This window comes from Vibrio sp. Vb0937, from assembly GCF_033338855.1.
This window is the reverse complement of record NZ_JAWOTK010000001.1, coordinates 114758-130736: the sequence shown is the minus strand read 5'-3', so window position 1 is coordinate 130736 and position 15979 is coordinate 114758. Positions and strand designations below refer to the sequence as shown.

At 45.0% G+C, this 15979-nt stretch carries 13 protein-coding genes and 1 pseudogene; 9 read left to right on the top strand and 5 right to left on the bottom strand.

Features of this window, described 5'->3' with window-relative positions:
* Positions 1-4 precede the first annotated feature (4 nt).
* The 3 genes from R7P67_RS00645 to R7P67_RS00635 all read left to right on the top strand — a co-directional run bounded on the left by R7P67_RS00645 (position 5) and on the right by R7P67_RS00635 (position 5135).
* Positions 5-1918, top strand: a complete 1914-nt coding sequence (locus R7P67_RS00645; protein WP_005383568.1) for an EAL domain-containing protein — start codon at positions 5-7, stop codon at positions 1916-1918.
* Positions 1919-1933: 15 nt separating this feature from the next.
* A complete protein-coding gene (locus tag R7P67_RS00640) occupies positions 1934-4048 on the top strand; it encodes a type I secretion system permease/ATPase (protein ID WP_005374556.1) in 2115 nt (704 codons plus the stop codon).
* Between the two features lie 493 nt (positions 4049-4541).
* Entirely contained in the window at positions 4542-5135 is a 594-nt protein-coding gene (locus R7P67_RS00635; RefSeq protein ID WP_213867958.1) for a mechanosensitive ion channel family protein, read from the top strand.
* Between the two features lie 777 nt (positions 5136-5912).
* Here R7P67_RS00635 and R7P67_RS00630 read toward each other — a convergent pair.
* Entirely contained in the window at positions 5913-6341 is a 429-nt protein-coding gene (locus tag R7P67_RS00630; protein WP_262653143.1) for a hypothetical protein, read from the bottom strand.
* A gap of 58 nt (positions 6342-6399) precedes the next feature.
* Here R7P67_RS00630 and R7P67_RS00625 point away from each other — a divergent pair.
* Positions 6400-6513, top strand: a pseudogene (locus R7P67_RS00625) (mechanosensitive ion channel family protein); the annotation flags it as partial.
* 300 nt (positions 6514-6813) lie between these two features.
* On the opposite strand, the gene R7P67_RS00620 reads toward R7P67_RS00625, so the two are convergent.
* On the bottom strand, positions 6814-7152 hold the full coding sequence (locus R7P67_RS00620; RefSeq protein WP_025500824.1) for a hypothetical protein: 339 nt from the start codon (positions 7150-7152) through the stop codon (positions 6814-6816).
* Positions 7153-7383: 231 nt separating this feature from the next.
* Between R7P67_RS00620 and R7P67_RS00615 the strand changes: the two genes are divergently transcribed.
* Entirely contained in the window at positions 7384-7968 is a 585-nt protein-coding gene (locus tag R7P67_RS00615) for a flavodoxin family protein (RefSeq protein ID WP_213966430.1), read from the top strand.
* Positions 7969-8031: 63 nt separating this feature from the next.
* Here R7P67_RS00615 and R7P67_RS00610 read toward each other — a convergent pair whose 3' ends face one another.
* On the bottom strand, positions 8032-9657 hold the full coding sequence (locus tag R7P67_RS00610; protein ID WP_213966431.1) for an ABC transporter substrate-binding protein: 1626 nt from the start codon (positions 9655-9657) through the stop codon (positions 8032-8034).
* Positions 9658-9798: 141 nt separating this feature from the next.
* Between R7P67_RS00610 and mpaA the strand changes: the two genes are divergently transcribed.
* Entirely contained in the window at positions 9799-10509 is a 711-nt protein-coding gene (mpaA, locus tag R7P67_RS00605) for a murein tripeptide amidase MpaA (protein ID WP_213966432.1), read from the top strand.
* Between the two features lie 19 nt (positions 10510-10528).
* Here the strand turns inward: mpaA and R7P67_RS00600 are convergent, their stop codons facing one another.
* Positions 10529-11380, bottom strand: a complete 852-nt coding sequence (locus R7P67_RS00600) for a MurR/RpiR family transcriptional regulator (protein WP_033907250.1) — start codon at positions 11378-11380, stop codon at positions 10529-10531.
* Between the two features lie 242 nt (positions 11381-11622).
* Between R7P67_RS00600 and murQ the strand changes: the two genes are divergently transcribed.
* The 3 genes from murQ to R7P67_RS00585 all read left to right on the top strand — a co-directional run bounded on the left by murQ (position 11623) and on the right by R7P67_RS00585 (position 15212).
* On the top strand, positions 11623-12525 hold the full coding sequence (gene murQ, locus R7P67_RS00595) for an N-acetylmuramic acid 6-phosphate etherase (protein ID WP_262653140.1): 903 nt from the start codon (positions 11623-11625) through the stop codon (positions 12523-12525).
* Positions 12526-12553: 28 nt separating this feature from the next.
* Positions 12554-14008, top strand: a complete 1455-nt coding sequence (gene murP / locus R7P67_RS00590; protein WP_005383588.1) for a PTS N-acetylmuramic acid transporter subunit IIBC — start codon at positions 12554-12556, stop codon at positions 14006-14008.
* Positions 14009-14156: 148 nt separating this feature from the next.
* Entirely contained in the window at positions 14157-15212 is a 1056-nt protein-coding gene (locus R7P67_RS00585) for a porin (protein ID WP_262653138.1), read from the top strand.
* Positions 15213-15264: 52 nt separating this feature from the next.
* Here the strand turns inward: R7P67_RS00585 and R7P67_RS00580 are convergent, their stop codons facing one another.
* Positions 15265-15966, bottom strand: coding sequence for a peptidase E (locus R7P67_RS00580; RefSeq protein WP_262653137.1), 702 nt, complete (start codon positions 15964-15966; stop codon positions 15265-15267).
* Positions 15967-15979 lie beyond the last annotated feature (13 nt).

Below are 15979 nucleotides of genomic sequence, written 5' to 3'. Positions count from 1 at the left end.
AAACATGACCCTATATAAGAAGCTTGTGGTGGGGATGGTTACGGTCTTTATACTCTTGTTGGCATCAGTATTCGTAATCCAATTCAACACGACTCGAGACAGCTTGGAGCAACAGCAACGTTCAGAGGTCAACAACACTATTAACACCGTAGGTTTGGCATTGGCTCCTTACCTAAAGGACAAAGATAAAGTCGCGGTTGAGTCCGTGATTAATGCTCTATTTGACGGCAGCACCTACTCAGTTGTTCGTCTTACTGCATTAGATTCTGACTACCAGATCGTGCGTACTTACCCAGTTAAACCAAGTACGGTGCCACAATGGTTTATCGACATGAATCTATTTAAAGCGATTCACGATAAGCGTGTTGTGACCAGTGGTTGGATGCAGCTCGCCGAAGTAGAAATCATTAGCCACCCAGGCGCAGCTTACGAGCAGCTCTGGCAAGGTTTTATTGGCTTGCTGTCTGTATTCAGTGTCATTTTTCTAGCTGGTTTAGTGGCAATTTCATACATCCTACGTCGCTCGCTAAAACCATTAACGGCCATCGTAAATAAAATGCATGAAATCGCGAATAACCAATTTGGTGAACCGCTTGCTCGTCCAAGAACCAAAGATCTTATCGCGGTGGTAGATGGCATTAACATGATGTCTGCTCAAATCGAGCTATCATTCAAAGAGCAAGCCAAAGAGGCGCAACGTCTGCGTGCTCAGGCTTACCTCGATCCTATATCTAAATTGGGTAACCGCTCATTCTACATCAACCAAATCGACCAATGGCTTGCAGAGCAAACGCAAGGGGGTATCGCGCTACTCCATGCTGAATACATTGGAGACATTTACGAGACCAAAGATTACCAACGCGCAGATGCCCACGTTAAAGAACTGTCTCAACGTTTGAAAAACACCATTGATGTACCGGGTGCCACTATTGCTCGCTTATCTAGTGATGAGTTCGGCTTGCTTTTCCCTCATATGGATGAGAGCGAGTTACGCATTTTATCGGACAGCATCGTCAATTGTGTGAACGGCCTAAATACTGACCCAACAGGCTTAGCAAAACCTAAAGCGTCACTAGGGGTTGCACACAGCAAAGACCAGAAAACGCGCTCTGAAATCCTCTCGATGGTGGACAACGCACTATCGAAAGCCAAAGCGCAACCAGACAAGCCATACGGCTTCATTGGCAGTGATACACCTTCTAGTTTGATGGGTAAACAGCAATGGAAAGCGTTGGTTGAAGAAGCCATTCATAGTGATTGGGTTAAATTCCGTTTCCAAGCTGCGAAAAACACATGGGGTAAAGTATTCCACAACGAAGTATTTTCAAGCATCGAAAAAGATGGTGAAACGTATCGTGCGAATCAATACCTATTCGCACTAGAACAGTTAGACGCCACCAACATCTTTGACCAGTATGTCATTGAATCAATGATTAAGATGCTAGAAAGTGGTGAACTTAATGACCCAGTCGCGATTAACATCGCGCAAAGCAGCTTGTCTCAACCATCGTTTATTCGCTGGACAACTAGCATGCTGGAAAAACACGCCAAAGTGGCCTCTAAGCTACACTTTGAAATTCCAGAGGAATGCTTTATCGATCAGCCTCACCACACAGCACTGTTATGTAATGCCATTCGCCAATCAGGTGCTGAGTTCGGCGTAGATAACTACGGACGTAACTTCCAATCTTTGGAATACATCCAAGAGTTCCGCCCGAACTATGTGAAGCTCGATTACCTATTCACACACAACTTGCACGACGAAAAACAGAAATTCACGCTAACGTCGATCTCTCGTACTGCCCACAACCTTGGTATTACGACTATCGCATCGCGTATCGAAACTCAAATCCAGTTGGACTTCCTCACTGAACATTTTGTTGAGGTATTCCAAGGATTCATCGTCGACAAGGAATAAAAAGGTTTATCAACGATGAAAGACCCTTTACTGAATTCGCTCATCTACGTTAGCCGTTACTATGGGTTAGCTAACTCGCCAGAAGCGCTAGTCAACGGACTACCGCTATCTGACGGTAAACTGACCCCATTTTTGCTACCAAGAGCAGCGGAAAGGGCCGGATTGGTTGCCAAGGAAAACCGCGCAGAGCTGGAGAGCATCTCCAGCCTAATTCTGCCGGCAATCTTAGTTCTTAAAGGCGGTGACTCTTGCGTTCTCAACAGCATCAATATGGAGAAACGCGAGGCCGAAGTCACCACCCTAGAAAGTGGAATGGTGCCGATCTCTATTCCATTAGAAGACCTACTTGAGCAATACACTGGTCGGTACTTTTTAGTTAAAAAGCAATTCCGTTTCGATGAGCGCTCTCCCGAAGTGCTCAAAACCAACGAAGGCCACTGGTTCTGGTCAACCTTGTGGCAGTCAAAACGCATCTACCGCGATGTTTTAATCGCATCACTTCTCATCAACCTCTTTGCGGTTGCCGCTCCGCTATTCACTCGCTTGGTGTACGACAAAGTGGTTCCGAATCTTGCGTTTGAAACCCTATGGGTACTAGCAAGTGGCATCTTTGTCGTGTTCCTGTTCGACTTCATTCTCAAGTCGCTGAGAAATTACTTCATTGATGTGGCGGGCAAGAAGTCTGACATTCTGATTTCATCCAAACTGTTCAGCAAAGTGATGGGGATTAGAATGGAATCGAAGCCGCCTTCGGTCGGTGCCTTCGCTCGCCATTTACAAGAATTCGAATCTATTCGAGAGTTTTTTACTTCAGCGACCGTCAGTGCTCTCATTGATTTGCCTTTTGCCATTTTATTCTTAGTGATTATATGGCTAATGGCTGGCGATCTTGTGTATGTACCGATGGTGGGCGTGGTCATTTTGATTATTCACTCGCTACTGATACAAGGGCCGCTGCGCCGCTCCATTGAGGAGGGTTCACGCCTAGCATCGCAAAAATATGCCAATTTGATAGAGAGCTTGGCTGGGTTAGAAACCGTAAAAATGCTCAGTGCGCAAAGCCAATTCCAATACCGCTGGGAAGAGGCAGTTGCGCACATGGCGAACTGGAATATAAAAAGCCGACGAATTACGGATAGCATTCAAAACGCAGCAGGTTTTGTGCAGCAAAGTAGTAACGTAGGGATGATCATCCTAGGCGTTTACTTGATTGCAGAGGGCGACTTAACCATGGGTGGTTTGATTGCCGCAACCATGCTTAGCGGCCGCGCGATAGGTCCTTTGGTTCAGTTATCCTTACTCTCTACGCGCTACAACCAAGCGAAGTCTTCTATGACAATTATCAATCAAGTCATGGAAATGCCGGATGAACAAGAAGAAGGTAAACGTTACATTCACCGTCCAATAGTACAAGGCAAAATTGAACTTGAACGCGTGACCTTCCACTACCCAGATTCACCGGTGGCGTCGATTCGAGATTTGAGCTTGACCATTAACCCAGGCGAAAAAGTAGCGATCATAGGCCGTATCGGTTCGGGTAAAACCACGTTAGAGCGTCTCATCATGGGCTTGTATCAGCCGACGGAAGGTCATGTTCGCATTGATGATACCGACATCGCACAACTGCATCATGTCGACATTCGCCGTAATATTGGTTGTGTGCCGCAAGATTCGAATCTGTTCTTTGGTTCTATCCGCGACAACATTACGCTAGGTCGCCCATTAACCGATGACCGTGACGTACTAGACGCAGCGAATCGTGCCGGTGTTACTGCGTTTACGCAATCTGACCCAGCGGGCTTAGAACGCCAAGTTGGTGAAGGTGGTGCAATGCTTTCGGGTGGTCAACGTCAAGCAGTCACGATCGCTCGTGCATTTTTGGGTCGTCCTCCTGTTCTACTCATGGATGAACCAACCAGTGCGATGGATAACCGCTCAGAGATGCACATTAAGCATCAATTAGCACAGTTGAAACCTAGTGAAACGCTGATTCTGATTACGCATAAAACGTCTATGCTCGACATCGTTGATCGCGTAATTGTGATGGAAAAAGGCAGCATCATTGCAGATGGTCCTAAAGCGCAAGTGCTGAACGATTTGAAACAAGGCAAAGTGCGTGCGGTTAGCTAGCCTGAATTCACATTGATAAAAGACAAGGGCCCCGTTTAACTTGTGTTTAACGGGGCTTATTTTATTGTGAGCCCGAGATAATTAAGTTCTTCAAGCGCGACCCAAACGAGTACAAGGCCAACAATCACGAATAAAATCATAATCGCCTTTTCATCTTCTTCCATTTTTCAACGCCCTAAAAGCTATTTCAATTAATACACCTTAGGTTATCAGGACAAAAGTCATATTCAGCTCGTTTATAAGGAACTAGCGTCATAGAATGTCGGATATGGGATACAGCTCAAAGATTGCTCTTTTCAAAATCACGTCAGCTTTGGTTGAATATAAGTAATGAAGCCAAAGAGTTCGCAATGCTCACTAAGTCTTTGATTAACCAATATAGTACTCTGTGGTACCTCAACACAGAGACAAATGGTGTAAAGAAAAATTGTGATTACTTACAGCAAAAAATCAGCTATAAAAGCCGCTTTCTAGATATCGTCGAGATGAAGAAATGAATGATTGGATCCAATTAGAGCAAGTGAGCCAGTATTTCACTACGGGCTCCCTCGGTTACAAATTATTGATGGGCATTTTTGTCCTGATCGCGTATCGCATCCTGAAGAGGATTGTAAATCGAGCCATCCTAAATTTGGCAACAACGAAAGGTGTAAAAAAGGCTCGTTTGAGTTTTATTCAGCGCTGTTTCAATGTCGCGCTGCTATTTTTGACCGCCTCTATTTTTGCCATTATCACCGGTATAGGCTATGGCGATGTGTCATTGTTCCTATCGTCCATTTTCGCCGTATTGGGTGTGGCGTTTATCGCGCAGTGGTCAATTCTGAGCAATATCACCGCCAGCTTTTTGATCTTTTTTGTCTTCCCATACAGAGTGGGCGATCGTATTAAAGTCGTAGACAAAGACGAAGACATCAGTGGCGAGATTCAAGAAATCAGCATGTTTCACGTGTTAATTAAGCACGACAACGGAAACTTGATCACTTACCCAAACAACCAGATTTTGCAAAAAGCAGTGCTAAAGCTGGCGAAAAACAAGCCAGAGCCAAGTAAAGCAAAGTCTCGGATTTATACTCGCAGAAAGAAATAACCCACTAAAAAGCCGATGTATCTACACCGGCTTTTTGTTATCACTTGGTGGTCACAAATAGCCCAAAGTTAATAGCGAAAAACAGTGAAGAGACAAAACGTATAAACTGAAGGTCATCACTGTATTCTTTCATGATAAAAACATGACACATCGCCGAAACCAAAAGCGCTACTTTAACCAAAGGAAACGTCTTCTTTACAAACCTTAAATACATGCAGAAAATAGAGATGGCGCAAGCAAAGAAAAAAATCGTCATAAGTTATTTATCCTTTAGCGATAAGTGATGTCGAATCTAAGACTCCTTCATAATCACGGGTATACATCAGCTATTTTTATTCCGCTTTCACCCTCTGATAAAGGGTCAAAAATATTGGTATGTTAATTACGAAAAAGTAACCGACGACAGCTCCCCTCGCTGCAGGGAACGTTAACCAAACACCGAAACACAGCACCACAGAGACCACGAAAGCCATTATGATTATTACTTTAATTTTGACCAAAATCGAATTAGGGAACAAAGGTAATAAGTAAACTAGTGCAAAAGGAATGAAAGCATAAAGATTGGTATTACCGTCGCTAATTGAAAGCTCGGTGTGCAGCATAACTACCAACATCAATAGTAGAAACAGTGATACGCCCCTCGATAAAACGATCATCTACTCATCCTTTTTAAGATATTCCTTTAACGCTTTAATACTCGACACGCCAGCGCTACATCGTTGAACTCTATCCTTTATGCTACGAGAGCTAGCACCAATACTTCTGTAATACGTTCATTTATATACATGTTAATAGAGGGATATACTTACAAAATCCTGCTTCGGTTATATACTGATCTTGATAGATCATTTCTTTTCCTAAATATATCTGTTGTAACTCAATATTTTTTCCCTGATCATAACTAGCATCATAGGCACCGGAAGCAGTTAGTGTTGTTGTACTTAAAAGTTGTGTTTGTAACCATCTGCACATCTGCGGTGACAGGCTATCTGCATGATATTGTAGATTGCTTTTTTTATCTTTAATTATCGCAACTTTTGTCCCATTTCCCCATCCCCTAGAATCAGCACAAAGCACCTCATCCAAGCTCAAGTTTACAGTCTTAAATGTACTAGTATCAGGTGTTGTACAAAATAGCCAAACTAAAAATAGGGAGAAAAACGTAAAGAGACTACCTATTTTCAAAAGTCTTACTATTCTATTCATTATATTCTCCTATTGTTTTTATTGTACCAACGCCATCAGTCAAATTAGAGATTGAATGCTGATCACTTACCCAAACAACCAGATTTTGCAAAAAGCAGTGCTAAAGCTGGCAAAAAACAAGCCAGAGCCAAGTAAAGCAAAATCTCGGATTTATACTCGCAGAAAGAAATAACCCACTAAAAAGCCGATGTATCTACATCGGCTTTTTAGTATCACTTGGTGGTCACAAATAACCCAAAGTTAATGGCGAAAAACAGTGAAGAGACAAAACGTATAAGCTGAAGGTCACCACTGTATTCTTTCATGATAAAAGCATGACACATCGCCGAAACCAAAAGCGCCACTTCAACCAAAGGAAGCTTCTTATTTACGAACCTTAAATAAATACAAAAAATAGAGATGGTGCAAGCAAAGAAAAAATCGTCACTAGTTCCATCTTCCTTAAAATACAAGGACATGGTTTTAGTTAAGCTTATATTTTTAGCTTCATTATCAGCCACCCACTAATATTTAGCGAGATAAGGGCATAAAAGAGGTAAAAAACAAGACTGACCGAAACAAAAAGTAGTGCATGCACTTTTTCTTCTAAGCTCTCTGGATGAACATTCATATCCACATCAAACACACCCGCTATAAAGTGTGCAAATACCGTGGAAGAGGCTGTAGAAAGGCCTCCTACCATAATGATAATAATCCCTCGCCTTAAGAAACGATGAAATGTACTTTTCCCGCCTTGGATCAGGTCTGAGTTTACATATTTTAATCTATTTTTCCGCCTATTACTCATCACTAGTATCGGTACCTTTATCATTGTTTCCAAGAGAGTTTTCTACATCTTTAAGATCTTCCTTTAACGCTTTTATACACGATATTCATCGTCGTTGCATTCACTGTAGTTATGCCGTCGACTTACCCTATAAGAAAGCTCTTTAGATACCAATTCGTACTTTATCTATCTCAAATCTCTTCTTGACCTCAACTTAGCTTGAGGTTTTAGCCTTAGTCGCACGATTAAAAATCAACAATGAAAAAAGGAACCATTGTGTCCAAAATTGCGATTATTTATTTCTCTAAAACCGACGTTACTGGTCAGCTTGCTCGCGCGATTGCCGCAGGCGTTGAACAACAAGGCATTAAGCAGCAAGGTGAATGTGAAATCCTCTCTCACCGAATTGAAGGCAGTGAGATTATTGAGGGACGTTTTGTGAACCCTCACTTAATGGATGAGCTTGCTGAGTGTGATGCGATTATCTTTGGCTCACCGACCTACATGGGTGGCGTGGCTGCGCAGTTTAAAGCATTTGCCGATGCGAGCAGTGAATCTTGGTACCACCAGAAGTGGGCAAACAAAGTGGCAGCAGGTTTTACTAGCGGAGGAGCGTTGAATGGCGATCAATCTTGCACACTGCAATACCTTCAAACCTTTGCATACCAGCACGGCATGATGTGGGTCGGGTTGGATAAGATCAGCAATTCTGGGGAGCAAAACCTGAATCGTTATGGTGTACAAGGCGGTATTGTTGCACAAGGTGATGAAGATGGTCAGTTGCATGCCTCTGATGTTGCAACGGCGGAGTATCTTGGCAAACGAGTCGCTATGCTCGTGAATAAACTCTCCACTCGCTAACAATAAAAAGAAGCCCCGTAAGATACATCTTCGGGGCTTCATATTTATCGCTTGTTTTGAGCGCTACTTCTTGATGTAGAGGTCTTTCGAGTAGATACGACCTTCTACGTTGTTCTTGGCAAAACCGCCAACCGTAGGACGAACCAAACGCGCTTGCATGTAGTAGTAAATCGGTGCGATTGGCATATCCGCCGCCAACAATTGCTCGGCTTGATCATAGAAACCTTGGCGCGCTTTCTCATCCGTTGCGGCCAATGCACTGTTCATCGCGTTGTCGTACGCTTGGCTACTGTAACGTGCAAAGTTACCCGAAGAACCTGAACGCAATAAACTCAAGAAAGTGGACGCTTCGTTGTAATCACCACACCAAGACGCACGCATCACATCGAAATTGCCTTGTTTACGCGCCACTAAGTACGACTTCCACTCTTGGTTTTCTAACTCCACGTTTGCACCGAGATTTTTTTGTAGCATCGAGGCTATTGCAACGGCGATAGATTTATTTGCCTCACTGGTGTTGTACAGCAATTTGAAATCCAAAGGTTTGCCATCACCGTATCCCGCTTCTTTCAGCAGTTCACGTGCTTTCTCATCACGTTGTTGTTGACTCCAGTTACTGTATTCTGGCGGCGTTGTATCAAACCCTGCGGTGTACTGATGCGCAAAAGTATAAGCAGGAAGGTTGCCGACTTGAGTGACACCATTCGTGATCACATCGCGCATGATGGAGTACGATACCGCTTGACGCACTCGCGCATCATCAAATGGTGGACGAGTGGTATTGAACGCGTAGTAATACGTGCACAGCAATGGCACCACCGTGTAAGCCTGCTTGTAATCTTGTTTAAGCTTCTGCGCCATATGAGTAGGTACATCTGACGTGATATCCACCTCACCTACCGCATAGCGATTGATCGACGCGTTTTGGTTTTCAAACGGAATGTAAGTCACTTTGTTTAAATGCGTATCAGCACTGTCCCAGTAATTTGGGTTCTTGACCAGTTCAATGCGCTCATTCACGACCCACTTATCCAATGTGAATGCACCGTTGCTAACAAATTGGTCTGGATCGCTCCACGGCTTGTCGCGGTTTTCCACTGTCGCTTGATGCACTGGCATCATGGACGTGTGCCCGGTCATAGCAACAAAGTACGGAACTTGACTGTCCAACTCAAAACGTAAGGTGTATTTATCCACCGCCGCGATACCGAGATCGTCCAAAGGCTTTTTGCCCTCTGCCACATCGGCGATGTTTTTGATCTTGGTGAGTTTGAGATACCAAACATTTGGAGAAGCGGTTTTCGGATCTACTGCTCGGCGCAGTGAATAGACAAAATCATCCGCCGTCACAGGCTCGCCATTCGACCATTTCGCATCTTTGCGTAGGTGAAAAACAAAGGTTAGGTTGTCCTTGGTTTCCCACGATTCCGCCACTCCGGGAATGATGTTTCCGTCACGATCTTGAATCACCAGCCCTTCAAATAAGTCACGAATCACGTGCATTTCTGGCAGACCTTCGGCTTTTGCCGGATCAAGCGTTGCCGCCTCTGCGTCATTCGCACGTACCAAATGTTGCTCTGCGGCGAGTTGAACGCCGTTAGGTAAGGTATCTGCAACGACAGATGCAGAAAGAAAAGGGGTGAATAAAGAGGAAATCAGCAACGCCGTTGAATGTTTTTTAAAATCCATATCGTTTTTCGTTCTCCTAACGCGTCTTGTGAAGCAAACGCCACAATTAACATTTCAACCGTTGACGAGTTTAAACGGTTCGGTTTAGCTAGGTTTAATTAGCTTAGATATTGATATTACTTCATCAATCAGGAGATAACGGTGAGTCTAATTCCAAGAACGGAAAGAGCGGCATTTTTAATTCGGCCAACAACATACGGTCATTCCGTGCTTGGTGCGCCATTACTGTATTTTCCGGCTCAAGTCGAAAGTGCTTCACGAGGTTTGATTTTGGCAGGCACTCACGGGGATGAGACAGCCTCGATTGCAGGTTTGTCCTGCGCGCTAAGAAGCTTGCCTGCTGAAAACTTACGACATGATGTGATTCTGTCAATGAATCCTGACGGCAACCAGCTAGGCACACGCGCAAATGCAAACCAAGTGGATCTCAATCGCGCGTTTCCAACCCAAAATTGGACTGAGCATGGCACAGTGTATCGATGGAGTTCTCACACCCCCGTTCGAGACGTACAGGTGAAAACTGGCACTAAAAATCAACTAGAGCCTGAAGTTAGCGCTTTAATTAACTTGATTGAACTGCGCAAGCCAAAGTTTGTGGTGTCGTTTCATGAACCGCTTGCGTTTGTGGATGATCCCAAACATTCCGACCTTGCCAAATGGCTCCGCGAGCAGTTCCAACTGCCAATTGTAGACGATGTCGACTACGAAACACCCGGCTCATTCGGCACTTGGTGTAGTGAACGTGATTTACCTTGCATCACGTTGGAATTACCCGCGATTTCTGCCGATCTCACCATTGAAAAACATCTCTCCGCTTTTATTGCTTTGCTGAGGCACGATCCGGATCTCTAGTCCGCTGTTAAACAAGCGATCATGTGAGGATCTGTTTGATGTCGGTACTAATATCGCTGATCAACTGACGGGCACTGTCGTCTCTTTGCTGAACCAAGATGATAAACAGCAAATCGGTGATCACGTTTTGCGCGGTACGCGAAGCAATGGATGAGCTGCGATGTTCCGTTTCATTGGCAATCGTATCAAACGTAATATCGGCAATACCGCGCAAGCGACTTCTTCCAGGCGCAGATAACGCAATCACCTTCGCGCCCTGCTCTTTTGCCGCTTCTGCCGCGACGAGAATTTCTTTGCGCTCACCCGAAAACGAGATTGCGATCTGAACATCTTCTGGAGAGAGCGTGCGGGCAACAGCAATCTGCACGTGGCTGTCTTGTTCAGAAAGCGCCGTAATACCAAGTTTAAGCAGTTTAAAGCTTAAATCCTTCGCGGTCAGTGCAGAGCCCCCAATCCCGACCACTTGCACTCGACGCGCTTCACTCAACCATTTCACCGCTTGGTGACACGCTTCGTAAGACAGCGTATTGGTGGTTTGAAACATAGCGTCGGTTTTCGCTTTCACCAGTTTCTGTGAAATAACCGCAATGGGGTCGTCAGCCAAAATATCACTGTGCAGCGGTGTCGACTGCATCGCATGCTTACGACCAATCTCTTCATTCAGAGCTAACTTAAACTCGCTGTAACCTTTAAAGCCGATACGCTGAGTAAATTTCACAATGCTCGATTGACTCACTTTTACTTGCGCCGCAAGTTCTTGGCTGGTGAGCAGCGCCGCCTTTTCTGCGTTTTCAACAATCCAATCGCCAACCAAACGACCACTTTGCGAAAGCTGAGTACGCCTCGCGACTATCTTATTGATAACTGACACAACAAAAACCTCAAAAATTTTAAATAAATTATTCCAAATCAGAAATAATAGGCGTTTGATTTAACCCCCTGATTATTCTAACCAAGACAGTTAATCCCGGACGTAATAGACGTATATTTTCTCTCATTATTCCAAATTTCTCCTGCATAAAGAATAACCTCAAGTGTGATTTTTATCACCAAACCTGAATATTTTATTCCATAAAATCGCCCTCAGATTGAACATTACGAAGAGTGCAAAACATGAAAATTGATTTAAGCAGATTGGTGACAGAAAGCCGTAACCCAGCCAGTGCCGAGATCGATACGCTTTCGACCATCGAGATGCTGCAAGTCATTAATGAAGAGGATCAAAAAGTCCCGCTCGCGTTAAAAGCGGTGCTACCACAAATTGCAGAGACAGTTGACGCAATTACCCAAGCTTTTGCAAATGGTGGCCGTTTAATTTACATGGGAGCTGGTACGTCAGGTCGCTTAGGCATTCTTGATGCAAGCGAGTGTCCTCCTACCTACGGCACGCATCCAGATATGGTGATTGGCTTAATTGCTGGTGGACATCAAGCGATTTTAAAAGCGGTAGAAAACGCAGAAGACAACGCGAAAATGGGTCAAGACGACTTAAAAGCACTTCACCTCACCAAGCATGACGTGGTTGTAGGCATTGCAGCGAGTGGCCGTACACCTTATGTACTAGGTGGTTTGGACTACGCTAAATCCATCGGAGCCACGACCGCATCTATCGCCTGTAATCCAGAATGTGCCATGGCAGAAGCGGCCGACATCGCGATTCTGCCGATAGTTGGCGCAGAGGTTGTCACTGGATCTTCTCGCATGAAAGCCGGCACCGCACAAAAACTGGTGCTAAACATGCTCACGACAGGCGCAATGATTCGTAGCGGTAAGGTATTTGGCAACTTAATGGTGGATGTAGAAGCCACTAACGCCAAGCTCATACAACGCCAAACCAACATTGTTGTGGAAGCAACCGACGCATCAAAAGAAGAAGCAGAGCGAGCATTAAATGCCTGCGGTCGCCACTGCAAAACCGCCATCTTAATGATTTTGGCCGATTTGGATGCCGAACAAGCCAAATCACGCCTCACCGCGCACAACGGCTTTATTCGCGCAGCACTAAATAATAACTAAATAATCCGAGTTCTGAAGGATAGACCCTATGGCAAAAATAACTTCAAACACAGTATCGCAGTTGCTGTCCGCAGTGGGTGGCAGTAGCAACGTAAGCAAATGTGGTAACTGTATGACGCGTTTGCGTTTATCGCTCGCCAACAATGGCTTGGCTGATCAATCAGTTATCAAGCAAATTCCCGGCGTAATGGGTGTGGTGGAAAGCGATGAGCAGTTTCAGATCATTCTCGGTCCCGGAAAAGCTCAACAAGCAGCTGAGATGATGAATCAATTGATCGACAGCTTAACCTCTGGTGATAGTGAAGAACCAGATAAGCCGCAACAAGATCTTTCTGCCGTCGCGGCCGAGCAGAAAAAACAGATGAAGAGCAAACAAACCAGTGCGGTTCAGCGTTTTTTAAGCAAGTTTGCCACCATCTTTACGCCGTTGATCCCTGGTTTTATTGCCGCTGGTTTGTTGCTAGGTTTTGCGACGTTATTGGAACAAATGTTTGTTCTCGACCAGACACCAAGCCAGTTTATGTTGGATCTGATCGCCTACATGAAAGTCTTTGGTAAGGGTCTGTTTGCTTTCCTAAGTATTCTGATTGGTTACAACGCGCAGCAAGCATTTGGCGGCTCTGGTGTTAATGGTGCCATTCTCGCCTCTTTGTTTGTGCTGGGTTACAACCCAGAGGCGACATCCGGCATTTACTCTGGCATGAACGAGTTTTTCGGTTTTGCGATTGATCCGCGCGGCAACATTATCGGCGTACTTTTAGCAGCGATCATCGGTGCACAAGTCGAGCGTAAGGTTCGTCAATACATGCCAGATGATCTGGACATGATCTTAACGTCCGTTATCACTCTGTTGATCATGGGTGCGGTAACCTTCTTGATCATCATGCCAATCGGCGGCGAGCTGTTTAAAGGAATGTCTTGGTTGTTCCTCAACTTGAACGATAACCCATTAGGCGCTGCAATCTTGGCAGGTTTGTTCTTAATTTCTGTGGTATTTGGCATCCACCAGGGTTTTGTTCCAGTGTACTTCGCATTGATGGAAGCACAGGGCTTTAACTCACTATTCCCTATCCTGGCGATGGCAGGTGGCGGTCAGGTTGGCGCGTCAATGGCGCTGTATTTCAAAGCCAAAAAAGACGCTCTACTGCGCACTCAAGTTAAAGGCGCTATTATTCCGGGTCTTCTAGGCATTGGCGAACCATTGATTTACGGCGTGACATTACCACGTGTAAAACCATTCGTTACCGCTTGTATTGGTGGTGCTGCGGGCGGCTTCTTTATCGGTTTAGTTTCTTACCTTGGCTTACCAGTTGGTCTTAATACGGTGTTTGGCCCATCCGGTATCGTGGCGATTCCTCTCATGACATCTGAAAATGGCATCTTCCCGGGCATGATGGTGTTTGTTGCTGGCCTGCTTATCTCTTACATCGTCGGCTTTCTCGCGACTTACTTCTTTGGCTGCAAAGACGTCGATTTAAGCTAAATCATTCTTCCCCTATAGGAATGGACTAGCTCGCGCCCTTGGCAAACAAGGGCGCACCCTCTCTCTACTTCACGACAATTTTTCTTATTCCGTTACTCGGGAGGGGCTTTGTCGTACCTAAAACAATAGAAATGAAAGGTCGTTAATCATGAAAAAGCACATTTTGACTCTACTTCTCCCAACATTGATGGCATCAAACGCAATGGCAGCGCAGCTGTATCAAGCGGAAGATGGGTCAGTTTTAAATATTTACTCTCGTCTTGGTTTCAATGTCACCAGTAAAAATGATGAGCACGGCGATGCAAATGGCGAGTTTGATGGCCGTATTGGTTTAAACGGTTCACAAACCATCAACGACTACGCGTCGATCATCGGCCAAGCGCAATACCAAGTGGGTGCAGCTGAATACGCAAACCAAGTAAACGACAAACCGTCTCTGACCGCACGTTATGTATGGGCGGGTATTGATGCGAAAGATTATGGTCGTATTACTGGTGGTCGCGTGGCATCTGGATTGATTATGTTTACCGACATTGGTGATGTGTTCGCCTCTTCCGATGTTTCTATGGCGCGCCAAGCGAATAAAGTCGACAAAACCGCGACGCAAGTTTTCCGTCAAGATGGCACGCTGCAATACCAAAACAACCTAGGTAATTTCGATTTTTCTGTCGCGTACATTTTAGGAAACAACACTTCTGAGCTCGACTACGGTTACAACACTGCACTGCGTTATACGCTAGACATGGGAAATTTGGGTACCTTGGCACCAGTGGTGGCGATGCAGAAGAATAAAGGTGATGCACGTGAAAGAAACGACACCGATTACACATTCTGGGGCGCAGGTACGCGTTACTACCTAGGTGATTTGATGTTGGGTGCGTTGTACTCGGAAGATGAACTAGAGGGCTATTACTCACAAACCAGTACCGACAAAGTGATGGAACTAACGGCGGTTTACAGTGTAAATGACAAATGGGTACTGCGTGCTGGTTATCGTTCTTTAGAAAACAGTGATGGTGACGAGCTAGAGCTGAAAGATACAACGCTAGAAGTGCAATACAAACTGACGCCTCGTTCTTCTATCTACACAAACTACGTTGATCGTAACGGCTCGCGTGGCTACAGCAATGGACAAGAAGTCTCGTTTGGCGGTGCGCACGCAGACGAAAGCTACTACCACTTAGGTCTACGTTACGAGCTGTAAGCACGATACTTAATGTAAGTTAGCTGAATCCATGAGCTTCTTCTGTGTCCGGTCAGTAGTTATTGCCTTTAATGCTGATTTGAAGAAGCTCCCCTCGCAATATGTTTTCTTCGTTACCTGTTTTAACCAACACGCCTGCATCAGGGAGGCTGGTGACAGTAGCTAACAATTTTCCATCAACAAAGTGCAATGCCGCATAATCGTGAATGCCATAACAAGTGATGCTCGGTTGAGAACGAGCAAAGGCTTGGAAAACCTCGAACTTCTCACCTACATGAGAAAAATGTGCCGCAGCCAAACCGTCAATAAATCCAAGACAACGCATAACTTGGTATGCTTCGGGATCACTGTCTGTCACCGCAAACTCAAACCAACAAATTGCACCTGCGCTCATGCCACAAATGATGATGCCTTGTTCATAACACTGCTTGAGTATTCTATCGATTCCCCATTCGCGCCAAATGGCCAACATCGAACGCGTATTACCGCCACCTACGTAAATGATGTCTTGTTCAAATAGCGTTTCTTTCCAACCAGCTTCAAACTTAAACAGCGGAAAATGGGTCACGTTTTCACTAAGCTTCGCATCGTAAAAACGTTCAATCACTTCATCGGCATCTCCCGTGGCTGTAGGTATAAAACAAATGTTTGGATTCTCCTTACCAGACAAAGACAAAATGTATTGATCGAGCGGGCTCGGATTCTCTCCCATCATCCAGCCCCCACCGCCAATCGCAATACAGTGTTTTCGCATTCCTTTGCTTCCT

What these genes read in the sequence shown, in the direction of transcription:
- R7P67_RS00640 (WP_005374556.1), top strand. Translation starts at nt 1,934, where the DNA reads ATGAAAGACCCTTTACTGAATTCGCTCATCTACGTTAGCCGTTACTAT.
- R7P67_RS00645 (WP_005383568.1), top strand. Translation starts at nt 5, where the DNA reads ATGACCCTATATAAGAAGCTTGTGGTGGGGATGGTTACGGTCTTTATA.
- murP (WP_005383588.1), top strand. Translation starts at nt 12,554, where the DNA reads ATGGCAAAAATAACTTCAAACACAGTATCGCAGTTGCTGTCCGCAGTG.
- R7P67_RS00620 (WP_025500824.1), bottom strand. Translation starts at nt 7,152, where the DNA reads ATGATAAAGGTACCGATACTAGTGATGAGTAATAGGCGGAAAAATAGA.
- R7P67_RS00580 (WP_262653137.1), bottom strand. Translation starts at nt 15,966, where the DNA reads ATGCGAAAACACTGTATTGCGATTGGCGGTGGGGGCTGGATGATGGGA.
- R7P67_RS00630 (WP_262653143.1), bottom strand. Translation starts at nt 6,341, where the DNA reads ATGAATAGAATAGTAAGACTTTTGAAAATAGGTAGTCTCTTTACGTTT.
- R7P67_RS00610 (WP_213966431.1), bottom strand. Translation starts at nt 9,657, where the DNA reads ATGGATTTTAAAAAACATTCAACGGCGTTGCTGATTTCCTCTTTATTC.
- R7P67_RS00585 (WP_262653138.1), top strand. Translation starts at nt 14,157, where the DNA reads ATGAAAAAGCACATTTTGACTCTACTTCTCCCAACATTGATGGCATCA.
- R7P67_RS00635 (WP_213867958.1), top strand. Translation starts at nt 4,542, where the DNA reads ATGAATGATTGGATCCAATTAGAGCAAGTGAGCCAGTATTTCACTACG.
- murQ (WP_262653140.1), top strand. Translation starts at nt 11,623, where the DNA reads ATGAAAATTGATTTAAGCAGATTGGTGACAGAAAGCCGTAACCCAGCC.